Source organism: Flavobacterium alkalisoli, assembly GCF_008000935.1.
GTDB lineage: Bacteria > Bacteroidota > Bacteroidia > Flavobacteriales > Flavobacteriaceae > Flavobacterium > Flavobacterium alkalisoli.
Genome location: NZ_CP042831.1, coordinates 3019952 through 3041865 on the forward strand (window position 1 = coordinate 3019952; position 21914 = coordinate 3041865).

Below are 21914 nucleotides of genomic sequence, written 5' to 3' on the forward strand. Positions count from 1 at the left end.
CTATATATTAATTGATATATGTAAGTGAAAAACGGTTTTTAATCAAGTCGTGTATCTCGTTTATAGGCTGAAAGCAATGTTTAAGTTTAAGTTTATCTGATTTCGATAAATCTTTTAAATTCAAATACTTACCATCTGAATTATTAATTAAACCTTCTTCAGTTCTAAAACGCATTAACACATTAAATGCGTCTGCACAGTTGTTGAATAATTCTTCATTTTCAGGTTCTATTTCAGCCAGCTTTTTATAACGCTGGTAAGTACCTGTAAAGTCTACCAGATTATGACTCAAAGCTAAAACCCTGGCAGCATCTCCCAATGGTTCAAGAGCCCTGCTTTTAATATCGAAGCTATCTTTATGCTCACCATCATTTTCAACCAAAAACTGCCTGAAGAATCCTAACGGCGCCGGATTTTTTAATGTATCTGCGGCAAGATAAGCAAAAAACTTCTTGTTGTGATCCATATTTTTAATAATGGTTTCGGTAATAACCTGTTCTATTTCAGGTATACCATATACAAAATCAAGATCAAAGAAAAGTGTACTTAACTCAACACCTCTTTCTGCCGGAGTATTTATCCATGTATTATATTGTTTTATCCAATCGGTAACTGATTTACACCATCTTGGATTGTTAGCCATTACATCATCAGGAGACATTTCATATCCCACATATTTAAGGGTATGCACAACTTTATCAGCCAGAACAAGGAAATAGCTTTTAACCATTTCATATTCGTTGGAGTCTACATCTTCAAAAATTAATGCATTGTCCTGATCTGTAAGTAAAAGTTGTTCTTTTCTACCCTGACTACCTATATTTATCCATACAAAGCGGGCAGGAGGGGGAGTACCCATTTCCTGTACAGCAAGCTCGATGGCTCTTCTTGTTATGGCTACATTTATTTCGGATACTATATTTGTAATATGATAAACAGGAATGTTTTTATCTATTGAGTTTTGAATCAATTCACTTAGTTTTTCCCTAACAACCTTTAACTCTTTACCTTCAGAAGCTCTCCTTGTTTGTTTAAGAAGTACACCTGGGGTATTAGATTGCGCTGCAACAACATCGTGTTCAGAAATTATACCAGTGATAAACGATTTCTCAGTTCCGTCTTTAGTAACACATAAATGACCTACATTATGTTTAAGCATAAGCATTTGAGCTTCAGCAACAGATATGTTTTCAGGAACTGTTATAACCGGTGTTGTCATAATCTTATCGGCTGTAACATCTATAGGAAAAAGCCCTGTAGCTATTTTAGACCTTAAATCCCTATCTGTAATTATACCTATAGGCAGTTTGTCTCTTTGTATAATTACGCTCCCTATAGCACTGTTAGACATTGTTTTAGCAATGTACATAACCACATCGTCAAGATTGGCTGTAATAGGGTTCTTAGTATAAGCAATGGGCTGAAAATACTGTATATCTGTAGTATGTTCCGCAAATATCATATTTTCAGAAATCAGTTTACCGCTATGTTCCTTATCATAAGGGTTTCTTGTATGCGATGCAAAACTTTGAAGAAGGAATTTTAATACTTCCGAATTTCCTGTAACTAAAGGCTCAAACGCAGCAATAGGAATAGCACATATAATGGACTCTTCACGAGCTTTTGCCGTCATTAAATAATGATTTTTGGCAAAAAAAGGTCTTAAGCCTAAGATATCGCCTTCATCACATTTATCAACTAATGTTTCCTCTGCGTCTGATGTAAGCGAAAGCCCTACAGCGCCACTTTTTACGACATAAAAATCCTTATGGGTGTCTTCACCACCTTTAAATAAAGTTTGGTTTTTTTCGAGATAAATTATCTTAGACTGATTAGCAATACTAAGCAACTCTGAAAAAGTAAGACTACTGAAAGGGGGGAAGTACTTCAAAAAATTCGCAACATTCTCAGCAACAGGATTTTTCATAATAAGGCTATTTGTGATTTAAAAATACTACTTTTTAACAATCATAGCAAGCAATTTTAAGCGAAACAATCCAATTGTTTGTTAAAAATTAATCGGTTACCCTTAAATAAACCTTAAAATAAAATTTGCTTTTAAATTAATGTTTTTAAATTTACAGGGTTAACAATCAAATTTATTAAAACATGAAAATTTCTAAAAAAATTGCTACGGTACTTTTAACTGTATTTTTTACAGTTTTAGCAGGTGCCCAGGAAAAACAACCTTTAAGTCCTTCGGCTTCATCAACAGGTGAAATTAATGGTGCAAACATTAATATTACATATAGCAGTCCTTCTGCAAGAGGAAGAGAAATTTGGGGAGGCTTAGTTCCTTACGGTAAAGTTTGGAGAGCCGGAGCAAATGCACCTACAATGTTTGCTGTTGATAAAGATATTACTGTAGAAGGGAAAAAACTTCCTGCCGGTAAATATTCATTTTATGTAATTCCTGAAAAAGATAATTTTACAATAATTTTTGGTAAAGACAGATCTATGCAGGCTTCAAAATATGATTCAGCTCAAGACCAATTAAGAGTTACTGTTAAGCCTAAACAGTCTGCGGCTAAAACTGAAAGTTTAAAATACTCTATAAATGCTAACAATGTTACTTTAAGCTGGGATAACCTTGATATTCCAATCAGTATTAAATAAGAAGAACAAAATACAAAGTATATATAACACTGCTGATAAGGCAGTGTTTTTTTTGATCTAATATGAAACAGTAGTGGTGTTTTTAAATCTTTTATTTTACATAATGTATATTATAATTCAATTATAATACTTTTTAATTTATTGTATATTGAGCTTATTACGACAATCTTTACTAAACTCTTCCTTAGCTTTATCTATAGTCTTTATACTTTCTAATGCGTCAGTCATTACACATTTCTTATTAGTTTCTTATTAGCACAATGTGTTAATCAAAAATTGTGACCTATGCTAATCCAATGATTGAAATCTTACATTTGTGGCACATTAGTTAAATCCTCTGCCAGTAACTTTTGGAGCATTAGTTGGCAGAGGTTTTTTTATTGAAATAACTTAACTAATATTCAAGTAATTCCTTAAGAGCAGTTTCAAACCTTGATTTAGGTAAATACTGATCTTCAAGGGCTTTTGTAAAAGGAATTGCGGTTTCTAAACTTCCTACACGTTTTACCGGAGCATCTAAATAATTGAAACATTCTTCCATTATCATGGCAGAAATATCACTTGCCACACCTCCAAATAATGTATCTTCCTGTAGTATTATCGCTTTTCCTGTTTTTTTAACTGAATTGATTATTGCTTCGGTATCCATTGGCTGAAGTGTCCTTAAATCAAGTAAATCCGCTTTTATATCAGGATTTTTGTCTAAAACTTCCAAAGCCCAATGTACACCTGCACCAAATGATATAATAGTAACATCATTACCTTCTTTAATTAAAGATGCCTTGCCAAATGGTAACGTATAATAATCTTTTGGAACGTCCTGGTAAATACTTCTGTATAAGGCTTTATGTTCAAAGAACATTACCGGATTAGGATCATTAATAGCTGTAGCCAGTAATCCTTTTGCGTCATATGGAAATGCAGGATAAACTACCTTTAATCCCGGGGTTTTGGTAAACCAGGCTTCATTTGTTTGTGAGTGAAACGGACCTGCCTGTACTCCTGCTCCGCATGGCATTCTAACAACAACATCTGCTTTTTCGTTCCATCTGTAGTGTACTTTTGCCAGATAATTTACAATGGGATTGAATCCTGTTGAAACAAAATCTGCAAACTGCATTTCTATAACCGACTTATATCCGTTTATAGATAATCCCATACCTGCTGATACAATCGCAGATTCGCATATTGGAGTATTACGTACCCTGTCTTTTCCAAACTCATTTACAAAGCCGTCTGTAATTTTAAAAGCTCCTCCGTATTCAGCTATGTCCTGCCCCATTATAATTAGGTTTTCATGACGCTCCATAGATTGTTTTAAACCTTGTGATATAGCATCAATCATCCTGACATTTTCAGAATCATTTTTAGAGTTAATTTCCTCAAAAATAAACTCTTTGTACACATCATTTAATTCTTCACTTAAAGAAGCCTCTATAGGTTCTTCATTAGATGCTTTTTGATAATTTTCATCAATTTCCTGCTTTAATTCGGCTCTTATTTGCTCATCCATAGCATCAGTTAAAAGGCCTTCTTCCTTTAAGAAATTTCTATAGTTATCTACCGGATCTTTAACAGCCCATAAGTCCATTAGTTCCTGCGGAACATATTTAGTGCCACTCGCCTCTTCATGACCACGCATCCTGAAAGTTTTAAACTCTAACAATACAGGGCGTGGATTTTCTCTCATTGAGTCAACAATATCACTAAGCTGAGTGTACACTTCTAATATATTATTACCATCTATAATATGAGATTCAATTCCGTAGCCAATTCCCTTGTCTGCAAGGTGTTCACAACGGTATTGCTCATTGGTTGGTGTAGATAATCCATATCCGTTATTTTCAATTACAAAAAGCACAGGTAACTCCCATACAGCGGCAATATTAAGAGCCTCGTGAAAATCTCCTTCACTTGTAGCGCCTTCTCCTGTGAAGACAGCAGTAACTTTACCATTTTTACTAAGTTTATTAGCAAGGGCAATCCCGTCGGCTACACCTAATTGAGGACCTAAATGGGAAATCATACCTATAATCTTATATTCCTGAGTACCAAAGTGAAATGATCTGTCACGTCCTTTAGTAAAACCATTAGCTTTACCCTGCCATTGAGAAAAAAGTCTATATAATGGTATATCCCTTCCTGTAAATACACCTAAGTTACGGTGCATAGGCAGTATATATTCGTCATTTTGTAAAACTGCTGTTACACCAACAGATATAGCTTCCTGTCCGATTCCGGAAAACCATTTGGATACTTTTCCCTGACGTATTAGGATAAGCATCTTCTCCTCTATCATCCTTGGTTTTAAAAGCTTCTTATATAATTCTATTAACTTATCATCAGTTAAATTTTTCCTGTCGAATTTTAATAATGTAGATGTCATATATTGGTTTGAGTAAACTTCTTCAAATGTATAAAAAATAACATTATCAACTTTAAATGTTATATAATTATAACATCAAACGTTTGAGAAAATTATATATCAACATTTTTATTAATCAAAAGTAACAAGTCTTTTCGATAACACCATAAAAAATTATAATCATGTTTTAACCTTTCAACAGACTATTTTTTTCCTCAAAAGGATTAATTATTTCTACCTTTGTTATGTCTGGTTTCAGGCAAGATTAATAAAACCCAATTTGTATTAAATAATATGCAAAACATCCCCAGTGTAGATTTGCGTGATTTCCTTTCGGATGACCCGAAACGCAAGCAAAAATTTGTAAATGAAATCGGTAAAGCATATGAAGATATAGGCTTTGTAGCCTTAAAAGGGCATTTCCTGGATCAGGAACTTGTAGATAAGCTATATGCTTCTGTTAAAGACTTTTTTAATCTTCCGCTGGAAACAAAAGAAAAGTATGAAGTTCCGGGAATTGGCGGGCAGCGCGGTTATGTTTCTTTTGGTAAAGAGCATGCTAAAGGCCGTAAGGAAGGCGACTTAAAAGAGTTTTGGCACTTTGGGCAGTATTTGAAATCAGATTCAAAATATAATGCTATCTATCCTCTAAATGTTGAAGTCACAGAATTGCCTGAATTTAATTCAACAGGTGAAGAAGCTTATAAAATGCTTGAAAAAACAGGCATTTATGTACTTAGGGCATTATCTGTTTATTTAGGGATAGACGAGTTCTATTTTGACAAATATGTGACTGAAGGTAACAGTATATTAAGGCCTATACACTACCCTCCTATTACTAATGAGCCTAAAGATGCGGTGCGTGCAGCAGCACATGGAGATATAAACCTTATTACACTTCTTATGGGTGCTCAGGGCCGTGGCCTACAGGTACAAAATCATGATGGCGAATGGATTGATGCTATAGCAGAACCCGATGAACTGGTTATAAATGTAGGAGATATGCTTTCAAGACATACGAATAACAGGCTTAAATCTACTATACATCAGGTAGTTAACCCACCAAGAGAATTATGGGGCACATCACGTTATTCTATTCCGTTTTTTATGCACCCTGTGGCAGACATGAAACTGAATTGCCTAGAAAACTGTATAAACGAAAACAACCCGAAACAATTTGATGATATAACAGCAGGAAATTTTTTGCATGAAAGGCTTGTGGAACTTGGGCTTATTAAATAGAAGATTATGGGAAAGAAATTAAATAGTTTAGAGGATTTAGGAGGTTTTGTTTTCTCTACCAATAAGGACTTTGAGTTTGAAAATGAAGAAAGTATTGAGACTCCTGCAAACGGAGAACAAAGACTTGAAGCACACCTTGATAAAAAAAATCGTGGAGGAAAAGTTGCTACAGTTATAAAAGGTTTTGAGGGAAATGAAGAAGATCTTAAAACCCTTGCCAAAAAACTAAAAACCCTTTGTGGTGTGGGCGGTACAGCTAAAGATGGTGAGATTATAATACAAGGTAACTTTAGAGATAAAATAATGGATTACCTTATTAAAGAAGGCTACAAAGTAAAACGTGTAGGCAGTTAATAACTAATCAGATAATAATTTAAAATCCCTAAATGACATAACAGCACTTTAGGGATTTTTTATAATACCAAAAGTTTTGAGACAGTAAATTCTATTAGTACCTTTATCTTTTTAACAGAGATAAATAATGACTACATTAAAAATAGCCGGTGTTCCTGAGCATTTTAATCTGCCATGGCATTTAAGCATCAATAATAACGAATTCTCAAACAAAAATATTGATTTAAAATGGACCGATGTTCCTGAAGGTACAGGCAAACTTTGTCAAATGTTACGTAATGGAGATACTGATATTGCAGTAATTTTAACCGAAGGAATTATTAAAGATATTGCCGCAGGAAATCATTCTAAAATTGTTCAGGTATATGTAGCTTCCCCTCTTATTTGGGGGATACACGTCGCTGCAGGCTCACCCTATCAAACAATAGAAGACATTCAAAAAGGTAAAGTAGCTATAAGTCGTTATGGATCCGGATCTCATTTAATGGCTTTTGTAAATGCCGAAAATCAGGGTTGGGATACTTCTAAACTTGATTTTGAAATCATAAATACCATAGACGGTGCCGTTGAGTCTCTTACTAAAGGAAATACCGATTATTTTATGTGGGAACGCTTTATGACCAAACCTTTGGTAGATAAAGGGATATTCAGGCGAGTTGGTGACTGCCCTACTCCATGGCCCTGCTTTGTAATTGCTGTAAGAAACGAAATTCTTGAAAATAACCCTGAGGCTATCGGTACAGTTCTTGAGGTAATCAATAACAAAACTGCTTCTTTTAAAAATATCGAGAACATAGATGCTGTTTTGGCTGACAAATACAATCAAAAAGTTGAAGATATAAGAGAATGGTTAAAACTAACCGAATGGTCGCAAACGAAACTCAATAAAACCACGTTTGATAAAGTGCAGGATCAGTTAGTTCGCTTACAGATAATTGAAAACAAAACATCTTATGAAGCAGTAACCGGATAAAACCGTGTGTTTTATCGAATAAACAATGGCAAAGATAAATTCCGAATCTATTAAAAAACTTAAAGAAAGGCTTCAAATCCGGAAGCCTTGGGATTCTATTATCATCTTTGTACTAAACGTTCTTATTGCAATACCCCTTTTTATAATTCTGCATCAAAACCTTATAGACCCAAACTGGCCTTTACATTTGGACAGGGTTTTAATATTTATTGCATTAGTAGTTTCAATACAGCTGGTTTTAAGGCTTTTAAAAACGATTTTGATAGTTTGTATCTTCTTTTACCTTATAGCTTTAATTTACGGGTCTATATTTGGGAAATATGGCTTTGTTGCCGTGTTTGAAGATTACAGGGCAATGGTTTTTGCCATGGCTGATGATCCAAACCCCGAAGATATAATAATATCAAAACTCCTACCCTTTCCTAACAAGTCTAAAACCCTTGACGCGATAGATTACAATAACCCAAGAGTCAGAAATTTTGCTCTTGCCGCCACGAGAAAATATTTTAATGAGGTTAAAAGTAATCGGAAAGACAGACTAATGATTCAGTGTTTTGCGGTGTTTAAGGAAATACGTAATAAATGGAACTATGTAAATGACCCTAAAGGAAGGGAATACATTGCATATGCTTCTGAATCTTTACAGCATTTTTCTGGCGATTGTGATGACCACGCTATACTTATGGCTGCCTGTATTAGGGCTATTGGAGGCACACCAAGACTTATTCATACCGGAGGGCACTTGTATCCGGAAATGCTGGTAGGCCATAAAGCAGACTTAGAGACAGCTAACTACCTTATTAAAGAAGTTTTGTTTGTGGATGAAAGTAGAGGTAAGGAAATTCATTATCACATTGATGAACGCGGGCAAATATGGTTAAACCTCGATTATACAGCCACATACCCGGGCGGACCTTTCATGTCGGAAGAAATTTTGGGTGCACTAACTTTAGAATAGTTACCAGTTAATCTCCTTCTTTCCTTTTTGTTTTAAAAATTCGTTGGTTTTACTAAAATGCTTGTTATTAAACCATAAGCCTCTGTTAGCACTCAATGGAGACGGGTGTCCTGTTTCCAGAACTAAATGCCTTTGCCTGTCAATACGTGCACCTTTCTTTTTGGCAAATCCACCCCACAAAAGGAAAACAACGTCTTTTTTCTCATCAGAAATTTTCTGAATAACGGCGTCGGTAAACGTTTCCCAACCCTTACCCTGATGACTTCCGGCTTCTGCCTGCCTAACCGTTAAAACAGCATTAAGTAAAAGTACTCCCTGATTGGCCCAGCGTTCTAAATTACCTGTTTGAGGAAACGGTTTGCCCAAATCAGTTTCAATTTCCTTAAAAATATTGATTAAAGACGGTGGCATAGGAATACCATCATTAACAGAAAAACACAGCCCGTTGGCCTGTCCCGGGCCATGATAAGGATCCTGCCCTATTATCACTACTTCTACCTTATCAAAAGGACAATGGTCAAATGCAGAAAAAATATGGCCCCCTTTTGGATAACAGGTATGGTGTGCATATTCATCTTTAACAAAATCAATTAAAGAATTAAAGTATGGTTTTTCAAATTCGTTTTCCAGAACTTCTTTCCAGGAAGGATGTATTTTAACCAGCATTATTGTTTATTTTTCACAAATATAATTATTACCGCTTTAAAGCACTTATAAAGGTATTTTAAAGTTGTACATATAGTCTAAATATGTAGTATTTTTGTATAAAATTTCCTGAAATTTATAATGATTAGTATTACAGATAAAACCCTTAAAGATTTAGAATTTAATACCGTACTGGAAGCTGTAGCAAGTAGTTGCACAACAGATGACGGAAAAGAAAAAGCAATGAATATTCCTCCCTTTAAAAGCAGGGAGGAATTAATGCTCTCTTTACAACAAACATCAGAATACGTATCTTCTTTTGATAATAACAATGCATTGCCCAATCATGGCTTTGAAACGATAGCCAATGAAATCAAGTTTCTTTCTATAGAAGACAGCTATCTTGAAGCAGGTGGATTCAGGAAAATTTCCAACATATCCGAAACATCTAATACACTTATAAAATTCCTTGAAAAATTTCAGGACTATTACTCTTCACTTTATAAAAGAGCCACTGAAGTTGAGTACACAAAGGAAATAGTAAAAAATATTGACAAAGTAATAGATAAATATGGTGAAATAAAGGACGATGCTTCACCTGAACTGCAAAATATCCGCAGGGAAATGAACCTGGTAAAAGGTAAAATAAACCAGAGCTTTGCCATGGCCCTTAGTCAGTATAACGGTTTAGGCTATCTTGATGATATTCGTGAAAGTGTTGTGGAAAACCGCAGGGTACTTGCTGTTTTAGCTATGTACAGACGTAAGGTTAAAGGTTCTATTTTAGGAAGCTCTAAAACCGGGAGTATTACTTATATCGAGCCGGAAGCTACTTTGCGTTATTCCCGAGAACTTAATAACTATGAATATGAGGAAAAAGAGGAAATTAAACGTATCCTTAGACAATTAAGCGATGTTATACGTCCTTATGTTCCTTTATTAAAAGATTATCAGGAGTTTTTAACTGATATAGATATTATTTCAGGTAAGGCTAAATATGCCCGAAGAATAAATGGTATACTGCCTAAAATATCAAGTGAGAAAAGATTATTTTTTAGGGAAGCCTACCACCCTATCCTATTCCTGAATAACAAACAGAAAAATAAACCCACTTTTCCTCAAACTATTGAGTTAACACAGGAAAACAGGATTATTGTAATATCAGGCCCTAACGCAGGTGGTAAGAGTATTACCCTAAAAACCATTGGTTTATTACAACTTATGCTACAGTGCGGTTTATTAATCCCTGTTCATGAGCGAAGTGAAACCTTTTTATTCGACAGAATAATGACAGATATTGGTGATAATCAATCTATTGAAAATCATCTAAGTACTTATAGTTACCGACTTAAAAACATGAATTACTTTTTAAGGAAGTGCAATGAAAAAACACTTTTCCTTATTGATGAGTTCGGTACCGGTTCAGACCCTGAACTAGGTGGTGCTTTGGCCGAAACATTCCTTGAAGAATTCTATCACAGAGAAGCTTTTGGTATAATCACCACACATTACGCAAACCTTAAAATACTGGCTAATGAGCTTCCTTTTGCTACAAATGCAAATATGCTTTTTGATGAAAAGTCTCTGGAGCCAATGTATAAACTGATTTTAGGTCAGGCAGGTAGCTCCTTTACTTTTGAAGTAGCACAAAAAAATGGTATACCTTTTGGACTGATAAACAGAGCCAAAAAGAAAATTGAAAAAGGTAAAGTACGTTTTGATAAAACAATTGCTAACCTGCAAAAAGAGCGTTCTAAGCTTGAGAAAACCTCACAAATATTAAAAGAAGAGGAAGGAAAAGCACGAGAAGAGAGTAAAAAAATGGAGAACATCAATACAAAAATCCAGCAAAAGCTTGAAAGCTATCAGGAATTGTATGATGCCAACCAACGCTTAATTTATATGGGTCAAAAAATTGACGATATAAGTGAGAAATATTTCAATAATAAAAATAAGAAAGAGCTAATAGGTGAATTCCTTAAAATGGTTGAAATAGAAAACTCGAAACGCAAAAAACTTACCGCTAAAGAGCAAAAAGCTAAAGAGGTGGTAAAAAAGAAGGTTGAAACCGAGGTTAAACAAAAGGTCGAAGAAATTCGTAAGGAGAAAAAAGAAAAGAAACTTAAGGAAAAAACCATTATTAAACCTAAAGCCATTTTAAAAATTGGCGACAGGGTAAGAATGATTGATGGTAAAGCTGTAGGTACTCTTGATAGTATCGAAAAAAACAAAGCAACAGTAAACTACGGCATTTTTACTTCTAAAGTTGATCTTGAGTCTCTTGAATTGGTTGAGGCCAAAAAGAAATAACAAAAATGGAAAACTTACCAAGAGATAAAAAGATAATACTATTTGACGGGGTTTGTAATTTATGCGACTCTACCGTTCAGTTTATCATTAAGCTAGATAAAAAAGATATCTTCAGGTTTGTTGCCCTTCAATCTGATCTGGGAGAAGAGATTGTAAATCATATTGGTATTGACAGGACTAAAACTGACTCAATAATTTTATATGAGCCAGGTACGGCCTATTATTACAAAGCAGAAGCAGCAATTAAAATAGCTGCACAACTTGGAGGTCTTTTTACTTTAATGAATATATTTACAATTCTGCCAAAATCTGTTTCAAATTCAGTATATGATTATATTGCCAAAAACAGATATAAATGGTATGGTAAAAAAGATGAATGCATGATTCCAACTCCTGAAATGAAAACTAAATTTCTTTAAAAAATTAAACTTCAATAAATAAAAAAGTCCCGCTTAGCAGCGGGACTTTTATTTTATATCTATAAGAAATTATTTCTTAACAATTTTCTTAGTTGTTGTACCTTGATCTGAAGATACATTCATTAAGTACATACCTGATGATAAATCAGATATATTAATTTGAGCTTCAGTAACACCGTTTAAGTTAACTGACTTAACAACACGTCCGTTAAGGTCAACAATCTCAACACCATTTACAAGAATGTTTTCAGCATTAGCAATGTTGATTACATCAGATGCAGGGTTTGGATAGATTGAAAACTTAGATAAAAGTTGTTCGTTAACACCTAAAGTACCATCTAACATAACATTATCAATGTAGAAAGTAGTACCTGCCCAGTTATCGTGAAGTAAAACCATTTGATCTATAGCTGTACCACTAAAAGCAGTTCCTTCAAAAAGAAGTACATCATCCATTGTATAGTTGATTGTGTTTGCCTGGAAATCATAATCAATGGTAACAGTATGCCATTCATTGCTAGTGTACTCAGCACCTTCAATTAATAATAAAGCTGGCTCATTTGTCTCAGAATCAATATCTACAACAGCTATAGTGTTATCAAAACGGAACTGAAGTCTAGATGTTAATGCATTTTGAGTATTTGATTGTAGAATTACTGCATAATCAGAACCTTCAGTCGTTTCGTCGCTATCTGTAGCAATATAGAAATCGAATGATAAAGATATAACATTGTAAGGAGCTGAAATAGCAGGACTAAAAGCCCCCATATTAGCATTTTGTTGATTTCCGATAGCTGCATCTTTAGTAATGCTAACGGACATCGTTCCGTCTGAAGCCATAACATCATTAACTTCAACACCGGCAATTGTTGTGCCTTGTTCGTCAATTTGTGTAAGTCCCCACTCATTTTGATCATTTAAAGAGCCTAAAGTATAACCTTCAGTCGTTTCAAATGAAATAGTTTCCTGAGCTTTAACCGTTAAAAAAGAACCTAATAAAAAGGCACCTAAAAGTAATTTTTTCTTCATGATGATAGTTTTATAATTTTACCTCAAAAATAATAAAAAAAAAATCACCTCCAATTTTTATTTAACTTTTCTTAATAAAAAAACATGGTATAATTAAACTTTTAATAATTATTTAGAAACCAAATAAACCTATTAACAGTAATTTATGCTTTAAAAATATTATTCAATAAATAAAAATCAACAATTACCATAGCTGCCATTGCCTCTACAATTGGCACTGCTCTTGGAACTACACAGGGGTCATGCCTTCCCTTACCCTGCATTTTAACCATCTCTCCTTTACTATTAATTGTATCCTGTTCTTTCATTATTGTTGCTACGGGCTTAAACGCAACTCTAAAGTAAATATCCATCCCATTACTTATCCCACCCTGTATACCTCCTGAAAGGTTTGATTTGGTGCTTCCATCCGGATTAAATAAGTCATTATGCTCACTTCCTTTCATTTTAGCACCACAAAATCCGCTTCCATATTCAAAACCCTTTACAGCATTAATAGACAGCATTGCTTTGCCTAACTCTGCATGTAGTTTATCAAATACCGGTTCGCCAAGCCCTACAGGAACATTTTGAATTACACATGTTATTGTACCTCCCACAGTATCTCCTTCTTTTCTTATCTCCTTAATATAGGCTTCCATTTTTTCTGCTGTGACTAAATCCGGACAGCGAACATCATTAGATTCGGTAAGAGAAAAATCCAATGCCTGATAAGGCTTATCTATAAATATATCTCCTACCGAAGATACAAATGCATTAATTTTTATCTCAGGAATTATTTGTCTTGCTATAGCTCCGGCTACTACCCTGCTTATTGTTTCTCTTGCAGAACTCCTTCCTCCTCCTCTGTAATCCCTTATGCCATATTTTTTTTCATATACATAATCAGCATGAGAAGGCCTGTATACATCTGTTATATGAGAATAATCTTTAGATTTCTGATTTGTATTTTTTACAATAAAACCTATAGGTGTACCTGTAGTTTTCCCTTCAAATATGCCTGAAAGAAACTCCACTTCATCATTTTCCTTTCTTTGTGTTACTATAGCAGATTGCCCCGGCTTTCTGCGATCGAGTTCTTTTTGGATCGCATTAAGGTCTAATTCTATATTTGGCGGACATCCATCTACAACCCCTCCTATTGCTTCTCCGTGAGATTCTCCAAATGATGATAACCTATATATATTGCCAAAAGTATTTCCTGCCATGATTAAGTAATAGTTTGTTTACAAATTTAATGTTTTATAATCCTTAATTAAATCAGATTTCAAAAAACCTAAAGTTAATGTTTAATTAACTGCCAGTTTAAGTTAATCCGTCTATTTTGCAATAAAACATTCTTAATGAAAAAAAGAATAGTTGATGTTGTAGTTCTTTCTGATGTACACTTAGGAACTTATGGGTGCCATGCAAAAGAACTTTTGGCTTATCTCTCTACAATTAAGCCTAAAACACTTATCCTTAATGGTGATATAATTGATATCTGGCAATTCAGGAAATCTTATTTCCCAAAACCTCATATGAAAGTAGTAAAAAAACTGCTTGACTTTGCTTCTAAAGGAACCCGCGTATACTACATTACAGGAAACCATGACGAAATGCTAAGAAAGTTTAGCGATACAACTATAGGAAACTTCTCTATAGTAGATAAAGTTGTGCTTGAACTTGACAATAAAAAAGCCTGGTTTTTTCACGGTGACGTATTTGACAGCTCGGTTAACCATGCTAAATGGATAGCTAAGCTTGGAGGAATTGGTTACGACTATCTTATACTATTAAACCGTTTTGTAAACTGGTGTCTTGTAAAAATGGGTAAAGAACCTTATTCCCTTTCAAAGAAAATTAAATCGGGAGTAAAAAAAGCTGTGAAGTTTATTTCTGACTTTGAGACTATAGCTGCAGATTTGGCAATTGAAAATCAATATGATTATGTTGTATGCGGACACATACACGAACCTAAAATGCTTAAAAAGGAAAACAAGAAAGGTTCTGTTACTTATCTAAATTCCGGAGACTGGATAGAAAACCTTACTGCGCTTGAATACCATAAAAAAAGATGGAAACTATACCGTCATATGGATGAGATAAAAGTCCAGCTTAATGATGAAGAGGAGTATTTTGAAATGGAGACCCAGCTAAGCAATGAACTTATAGCATCGTTACTTTTTAATAAAAAATAATCAGTAGCTATTTTTGGTTTATATTAGTCTTCTAATTTTAACCAAAAACAATGAAAAAAAATCACTACTTACTACTTATTTTTAGCTTATTTATTATATCATGCTCTTCAGATGATGACAGTTCTGCTTCATCAGGAGTAAACAATGCTATCCCCCTTTCAATAGGTAATTACTGGGTTTATGATGTAACTATGGAAGGAATCACCGGAAGGGATTCATTATATATTTCTAACGACACTACTATTAATGGTAATATTTATAAAAAGTTTAAAACAAAATCATTCCCTTTTGGCTTTTATTCAACCTCACTACGAGGTAACGGATTAAGAAATACTGATGGCAAATTATACTTAAGTGGCGGTGTTGATACCGGCATACCTGATTTTCCTTTGGATCTTACTATTAGTGATTTTATAATTTTTGATACCAATGCAACAGCCGGCACACAGTTAACTTCTGTAAACGGAAGTACTCAACAACAATTAGAAGGTTTTAATATTGATATTACTTATACATTATCATCTGAGGCTGGAGAAAGTTATTCTTCGTTTACTACTCCAAATAATGAAGTCTATAATAATGTAAAAGAAAGTGTTGTAAAACTAAATATGCAGGTAAAAGTTTCTATACCTGATTTTCCGTTCCCTTATACCATATTACCTGCTCAGGATGTGGTTGTATCAACGCAATATTATGCTGAAAACATCGGGATGATTCACACTTCAACCAATACTCAATATGCTTTAAGCAGCTTACCCACAATTGAACTGCCTATTCCTCAATCTTATAGCGAACATCAGGAAGAAACTCTGTCTTCTTACAATGTTGAATAAGCCAAATCAGGCTTAAACAAAGATGTTAAATATTTGAAAAGATAGTATTCTTACAAAAAACAACATGGTATATTTGTTAAATAAATAACTAAAACAACATTATGAAGAAACTATTTTTATCAGCTTTTTTACTACTAGGATTAGTATTAAGCACTAATGCACAGGATAGGCGAAATGCCTTAGGTTTAAGACTTGGAGAAAACGACGGATTTGGTTTTGAGGTTTCATATCAGCGTCTTTTAGCCAGTAATAACCGACTTGAGGTAGACTTAGGATGGAGAGATTCAGATAATTATGATGCTTTTAAAGTTGTTGGTTTATACCAATGGGTATGGAACATTGAAGGTGGCTTTAACTGGTATGCCGGTGTAGGTGGTGGTTTTGGTACATGGAGTTTTGACAAAGACAATCGTCCTCCTTATTATGACGGAGACGATGACAGCGGATTCTATGCACTACTTGCAGGAGATATTGGTATTGAGTACAACTTTGATATACCATTACAATTGTCTTTAGACTTTAGACCTGAGATTTATTTTGCCGATGATTTCCGCGAAGATGACTTCGGACCAGATATCGCTCTAGGTGTTCGTTACAGATTCTAATAAGCTTAATAACAATAAAAAAAAGCCCTGTATTAACAGGGCTTTTTTTTATTGTTTATTTATATTTGACTCTCATTAATCAACCTTATAAAATTATGAAACAGGTTGTTATTACTTCAATTAACTTAACCTGATTAACCTACTTACGTTCAACTTATCATATACGCTACTGGTAATTATTTTTTACAGTATTGTATACTTATAAAAGCCTATAGATATAACACTTGTGATTTATATTGAGATACTAAAGGGCTTAGTGCTATTTTGGTTTAGATCACTTAACATAAGTCTTATATCACTAGTAAGCTATTTAATAACTGGGCTTTTGAAATTATTTTTTTATGATTTTTTCAAATTTAGTCCCTCTGTCTGTTATGATCTTAAGATAATATATTCCTTGTATTTTAGTGCTTAACTCAAGTACAGTATTTGTATCATTAACCAAAGCGATCTGTAGTAATCTACCATTACTATCATAAACCTCAATTGAACTTATATTATCAACAGATGCTATATTCACAAAATCTTCAGCAGGGTTTGGATATACTTTTATAAAACTATCCATTTCAAAATCATCTATCCCTGCAAGGACATCAAACATAGTGACAGCCTCATTCGTCATTATAGGCCAGTTATAATCAAAGAATATATTTGCTTTTTGAACAACCGAATCACCTGCTTCAAGCGTATTTAATGTTTTAATCTTATATGCAACATTACCTCTTTCCTGTGGTCCTAAATTAATATTCTCAAATTTATATTCTACCATATTTCCTTCAATCCTAATAACAACTTCATGTGATGCATCAATTAATTCTAAGGTAGTAATATCAAATAAAGAAAGATCAATTAATTCTATGACATTTACATTAACTGCCTGAGCATTACCAATATTTTCAAAATTAATGTTATAATGAAGGTAATCACCAATATTTTCAACAGAGACTATTTCTCCTTCCATACAAATTATCTCATTAGGATCAAATGAACCTACTACAACTTCGTTATAAATAAATTCGTTGTCTTGAGGAGTTTCATCAGTATCCGGGTCTAAATCAACACTAACAGTATAAGTCAATACGTCATTAATATTTACCGCAGGGTTTTCCATTGGCCCATTAACATTAAAAACAACATTTATACTACGTTTTTCAAATGGAAGTAAATCAGTGAAATTCCATTCAATTGTACCATTATTGTTGTTATCCTGTAAAGGATTTGCCGAAACTAAATCCATCACATCATTCTCGTAATTAATCGAAACACTGCCTGAAAGTATTGTGTTACCCTTATTACTATAAGTAATTTTGTAAGAAGCATCCATACCAGGTTGTGCCGGCTCCAAACTTATTATGTTTATTTCAGCATCAGGGTGAGATCCGTTTGCTGTAATACAAAAATCCTGAATTTGAGATAAACCATTTTCACTTGAAAAATTAATTGTTGCAGACGTAGGAGTTGCTGTAAACCAATCATTTTCAAATTCCGGGAGTATATTATAACTACCGGCACCAACATAAAATTTGTATTCTCCTGAAGGGTTTGTAAATGTAGCTCCGCTATTAGTACTTTCCGTTACACCTATTTTAATAAAATCACTTAAATAAGTAAATTCTTCACAATTATTATCCCCGTTATCAAAAGTAAGTATACCGCTAATTGTATTGTAATTACCTCCTCCATCCGGACAATAAGTGCTTACATAGGCATCATTAGGACTAATATCCTCAAAAATGTAAAACTCTTCATCCTCATCAATACAAATATATGGATGATTCATGTTGTTATACATATTAAAATAGACATAACCAACAGATCCGTTTTTCAAGTTAATATATGATAAGCCTGTACAATATTGCAGGTGAAGACGATTAAGGGATGGACAACCACTTAAATCTAAATACTCCAGAGATTCACAGTGCCTAAACCAAACCTTAAGCAAAAGAGGCATTTGACCAATTTGTAACGATGTTAATAAAGGGGTTCCTTCAGCACCACCACAAGTTAATTCAGTTAAATTAGGTAAATCATTCAATATTATTGTAGTTAAACTTACACAGTTGCTAAAATTCAGCACAGTAACATTTTCTAATCCTGAACAATCTATTTCCTGTAATAATCCACAACTTTCAACTTCAAAAGTATGCAACTCAGGATGAGTTCCTAAAGCAATTGAAGATATGTTAGGGGAATTTACAGCATTAAATATCTCTATATTTTCTAATGCCGTAAGATCTAATGATTCAACAAAAGTACCATACATAATAAGTGATTCTAAACTCAATAAACCCGAAACATCAAGAGTAGTTATTGGGCAAAGTGTACAATCAAGACTTATAAGATTACTAAGGTTACCCAAGGTTAAAGTGTTTAAACTCTCTGCTCTGTAACAATTTAAATCAATTAAACTAACTGCTTCACTAACATCCAGAGATTGCAATAATGATTGTTTACATGATAACTTTTCTAAAGAAGACAAACCATCTAAATTGATTTGTGTAAATATAGTATTATCAAAGTAAAGCTCTTTAAGACCTGTAATGTTTGAAATATTAACTGATACTATGTTGCTATTAGATATATTTAAGGTTTCTAAAGTTTCTATATAAGTAAAATCATAAGGTGATGTTAATGCAGAACAGCCACTCAAGTCTATGTGCTTAATATTGTTATTATCCTCACAATTAAATACAGTTAAAGAGGTACAGCCCGGCAAATAAACTTCTTCGAGGTTTTGCAATCCGGATGTGTTTACACTAGTCAGTCCAGTACAAAATCCACTATCTATTTTTTTTAAATTTGTAAGATTAGTACAGTCAAGCTGCGATAAAGAAGTATAAGAACAGTTGATTTCTTCAAGACTTATAAGTCCCGATAAGTTTAATGGTATAGGACTGTTGTATGAATTCTCAATATCTAAAACTTTAAGATTCTGTAAGTTATTTATAGTTAATGATGCTAAGTTTTCACAATCACACTTTAAATGCTCTAAGTTAGTGAGTGTTGAACAATCGAGAGAAACTAATTCATCTGTACGAAGATACACTTCTTCAAGATTAGGAAGTACTGACAAATCAATGAAAGAAAAATCAAATTCGATTGTAATAACACGTATATTCACAAATGCTTCTAAACCATCAAAAGAATCCATTCCACTCCAACCCATAAAAACATGAGGAAAAGATAACTCCCAAACTGCAGCAGCCTCTATCATATCTATTTCATTGTCGTTATTTGCATCAATAGTAATACATTCACCCAAACTATTCTTTGCATAACCATAATCTGAATAAATACTACATTCAGATTCGTCAATCAGAGTAAGAAAATATTTAAAATTAGGATCAGTAAAATCAATTGTTTGAGAATACAAACCTCCTGATAACAACAATAATAGTAGGTATAGTAATTTTATTCCAAAGATCTTCATGTTTTTTTGATTTAATTAATTAGTTGGTTGGTGTAATTCATATTAATCTGCCAAAATAAAAACTCATAATTCTAATGAAATAATTACTCAAAAAACACAAATATTAATGATTTCAGTAGCCTAATCAATCTCTATTTAAAGTATCCTTTATTACGGTTAATAGCTTTAAAGTATTGATTATAAAGATATAATATATTTTTTATCCTCTAATAAGTTTTTTGTATTTAATACGCTTAGGCGTTAAATCACCTCCTAAACGTTTTTTCCTGTTCTCTTCATATTCAGAGAAACTTCCCTCAAAGAAGTATACTTCAGAATCTCCTTCAAAAGCAAGGATATGTGTACATACCCTATCAAGGAACCATCTGTCGTGCGAAATAATAACTCCACAACCCGCAAAGTTATCAAGACCTTCTTCAAGGGCCCTCAATGTATTTACATCCAGGTCGTTTGTTGGCTCATCCAGCAGCAATACGTTACCTTCTTCTTTAAGAGTGATGGCTAAGTGAAGCCTGTTTCTCTCACCTCCTGAAAGCGTAGCTACTTTTTTATTCTGATCGCTACCACTAAAATTAAACCTGCTTAGGTATGCCCTTGAATTTACCTGACGGCCACCCATCATGATTAGTTCCTGTCCGTCACAAAAGTTTTCCCAAATTGTTTTTTCAGGATCAATGTTAGAGTGCGACTGATCTACATAAGCAATCTTTACAGTATCTCCTACAGTAAACTCTCCTTTATCCGGATTCTCCTGTCCCATTATCATTTTGAAGATTGTTGTTTTACCGGCACCGTTAGGACCAATAATACCAACAATACCTGCCTGAGGAAGAGTAAAGTTTAGGTTATCATATAATAGTTTATCGCCAAATGCTTTAGCAACACCTTTAGCTTCAATTACATTAGTACCAAGTCTTGGTCCGTTCGGGATATAAATCTCTAGCTTCTCTTCAAGCTGTTTTTGATCTTCGTTTAATAACCTGTCGTAATTTTGTAAACGGGCTTTCTGTTTTGTCTGACGGCCTTTAGCTCCCTGTCTAACCCATTCAAGCTCTCTTTCAAGAGTTTTTCTTCTTTTAGAAGCTGTTTTTTCTTCCTGCTCTAAACGTTTTGATTTTTGATCAAGCCATGAAGAATAGTTTCCTTTCCACGGAATACCTTCTCCCCTGTCTAGTTCAAGAATCCATCCGGCTACATTATCAAGGAAATAACGGTCGTGAGTTACTGCAATAACAGTACCTGCATAATGCTGTAAGTGTTGCTCTAACCAAAGTACACTCTCTGCATCAAGGTGGTTGGTAGGCTCATCCAGTAATAATACATCCGGTTGTTGTAATAGTAAACGACATAAAGCCACCCTTCTTCTTTCACCTCCCGAAAGCACTTTAATAGGAGTATCCGGTTCCGGAGTACGAAGAGCATCCATAGCTATTTCAAGCTTAGTATCCAGCTCCCATGCACCAGATGCATCTATTTTATCCTGTAGCTCAGCCTGACGGTCCATAAGTTTCTGCATTTTATCTGCATCTTCATAAACCTCAGGAAGGCCAAACATGTCATTAATCTTATTAAACTCATCAAGTAAAGCAACCGTTTCTGCTACACCTTCACGAACTATTTCGATTACTGTTTTATTTTCATCCAGTTGCGGTTCCTGCTCCAAATACCCAACAGTATATCCCGGGGCAAAAACAACATCTCCCTGATAGCTTTTATCAACTCCTGCAATAATTTTAAGAAGCGATGATTTACCAGATCCGTTTAAACCAAGGATACCAATTTTAGCTCCGTAGAAAAAGCTTAGATATATATCTTTTAATACCTGTTTGTTAGCGCCCTGGTAAGTTTTGCTTACACGGGACATTGAAAATATTACTTTCTTATCGTCTGACATTATGTAATTTGATTAATTTAGTTTTAAGTAAGCAGCAAAGATAATCTGAAATGTAAAGATT

Annotated in this window: 17 protein-coding genes; 10 read left to right on the forward strand and 7 right to left on the reverse strand. The window is 33.9% G+C overall.

Going from position 1 to position 21914, the window contains the following annotated elements; translation table 11 throughout:
• Positions 1 to 7: 7 nt before the first annotated feature.
• Positions 8 to 1927 carry a DUF294 nucleotidyltransferase-like domain-containing protein gene (locus FUA48_RS13835; RefSeq protein WP_147584074.1) on the reverse strand — a complete coding sequence of 640 codons (1920 nt, stop codon included), beginning with the start codon at positions 1925 to 1927 and terminating at the stop codon, positions 8 to 10.
• Between the two features lie 182 nt (positions 1928 to 2109).
• Here FUA48_RS13835 and FUA48_RS13840 point away from each other — a divergent pair, with 182 nt between their 5' ends.
• Positions 2110 to 2616 (forward strand): DUF2911 domain-containing protein, encoded by a 507-nt coding sequence (locus FUA48_RS13840; protein WP_147584075.1) that lies wholly within the window; start codon positions 2110 to 2112, stop codon positions 2614 to 2616.
• Positions 2617 to 3010: 394 nt separating this feature from the next.
• Here FUA48_RS13840 and FUA48_RS13845 read toward each other — a convergent pair whose 3' ends face one another.
• Entirely contained in the window at positions 3011 to 5002 is a 1992-nt protein-coding gene (locus tag FUA48_RS13845) for an alpha-ketoacid dehydrogenase subunit alpha/beta (protein ID WP_147584076.1), read from the reverse strand.
• A 273-nt stretch (positions 5003 to 5275) separates the two neighbouring features.
• On the opposite strand from FUA48_RS13845, the gene FUA48_RS13850 reads away from it, so the two are divergent.
• From FUA48_RS13850 to FUA48_RS13865, 4 genes are all read left to right on the forward strand, one after another.
• The gene (locus tag FUA48_RS13850) at positions 5276 to 6223 is read left to right on the forward strand and encodes an isopenicillin N synthase family dioxygenase (protein ID WP_147584077.1); all 948 of its coding nucleotides are present in this window, start codon (positions 5276 to 5278) and stop codon (positions 6221 to 6223) included.
• A 6-nt stretch (positions 6224 to 6229) separates the two neighbouring features.
• A complete protein-coding gene (locus FUA48_RS13855) occupies positions 6230 to 6577 on the forward strand; it encodes a translation initiation factor (RefSeq protein ID WP_147584078.1) in 348 nt (115 codons plus the stop codon).
• 127 nt (positions 6578 to 6704) lie between these two features.
• The gene (locus tag FUA48_RS13860; RefSeq protein WP_147584079.1) at positions 6705 to 7550 is read left to right on the forward strand and encodes a substrate-binding domain-containing protein; all 846 of its coding nucleotides are present in this window, start codon (positions 6705 to 6707) and stop codon (positions 7548 to 7550) included.
• A 25-nt stretch (positions 7551 to 7575) separates the two neighbouring features.
• Complete coding sequence (locus tag FUA48_RS13865; RefSeq protein WP_147584080.1) at positions 7576 to 8508, forward strand: transglutaminase-like domain-containing protein; 933 nt, start codon at positions 7576 to 7578, stop codon at positions 8506 to 8508.
• On the opposite strand, the gene FUA48_RS13870 is transcribed toward FUA48_RS13865, so the two are convergent.
• Positions 8509 to 9174: a uracil-DNA glycosylase gene (locus FUA48_RS13870; protein WP_147584081.1), complete on the reverse strand. Its 666-nt coding sequence runs from the start codon at positions 9172 to 9174 to the stop codon at positions 8509 to 8511.
• Positions 9175 to 9294: 120 nt separating this feature from the next.
• Between FUA48_RS13870 and FUA48_RS13875 the strand changes: the two genes are divergently transcribed.
• On the forward strand, positions 9295 to 11463 hold the full coding sequence (locus tag FUA48_RS13875; RefSeq protein WP_147584082.1) for an endonuclease MutS2: 2169 nt from the start codon (positions 9295 to 9297) through the stop codon (positions 11461 to 11463).
• Positions 11464 to 11468: 5 nt separating this feature from the next.
• The gene (locus tag FUA48_RS13880; protein ID WP_147584083.1) at positions 11469 to 11882 is read left to right on the forward strand and encodes a thiol-disulfide oxidoreductase DCC family protein; all 414 of its coding nucleotides are present in this window, start codon (positions 11469 to 11471) and stop codon (positions 11880 to 11882) included.
• 69 nt (positions 11883 to 11951) lie between these two features.
• Here FUA48_RS13880 and FUA48_RS13885 read toward each other — a convergent pair whose 3' ends face one another.
• On the reverse strand, positions 11952 to 12911 hold the full coding sequence (locus tag FUA48_RS13885; RefSeq protein ID WP_147584084.1) for a T9SS type A sorting domain-containing protein: 960 nt from the start codon (positions 12909 to 12911) through the stop codon (positions 11952 to 11954).
• Between the two features lie 143 nt (positions 12912 to 13054).
• A complete protein-coding gene (gene aroC, locus FUA48_RS13890; protein ID WP_147584085.1) occupies positions 13055 to 14119 on the reverse strand; it encodes a chorismate synthase in 1065 nt (354 codons plus the stop codon).
• Positions 14120 to 14254: 135 nt separating this feature from the next.
• Here aroC and FUA48_RS13895 point away from each other — a divergent pair, with 135 nt between their 5' ends.
• The 3 genes from FUA48_RS13895 to FUA48_RS13905 all read left to right on the forward strand — a co-directional run bounded on the left by FUA48_RS13895 (position 14255) and on the right by FUA48_RS13905 (position 16529).
• Entirely contained in the window at positions 14255 to 15091 is an 837-nt protein-coding gene (locus tag FUA48_RS13895; RefSeq protein WP_147584086.1) for a UDP-2,3-diacylglucosamine diphosphatase, read from the forward strand.
• A 50-nt stretch (positions 15092 to 15141) separates the two neighbouring features.
• Positions 15142 to 15924 (forward strand): hypothetical protein, encoded by a 783-nt coding sequence (locus tag FUA48_RS13900; protein ID WP_147584087.1) that lies wholly within the window; start codon positions 15142 to 15144, stop codon positions 15922 to 15924.
• Positions 15925 to 16025: 101 nt separating this feature from the next.
• A complete protein-coding gene (locus FUA48_RS13905) occupies positions 16026 to 16529 on the forward strand; it encodes a hypothetical protein (RefSeq protein ID WP_129749814.1) in 504 nt (167 codons plus the stop codon).
• 331 nt (positions 16530 to 16860) lie between these two features.
• On the opposite strand, the gene FUA48_RS13910 is transcribed toward FUA48_RS13905, so the two are convergent.
• Entirely contained in the window at positions 16861 to 19959 is a 3099-nt protein-coding gene (locus tag FUA48_RS13910) for a DUF7619 domain-containing protein (protein WP_147584088.1), read from the reverse strand.
• 199 nt (positions 19960 to 20158) lie between these two features.
• Positions 20159 to 21853, reverse strand: a complete 1695-nt coding sequence (ettA, locus tag FUA48_RS13915; protein WP_147584089.1) for an energy-dependent translational throttle protein EttA — start codon at positions 21851 to 21853, stop codon at positions 20159 to 20161.
• Positions 21854 to 21914: the final 61 nt, after the last annotated feature.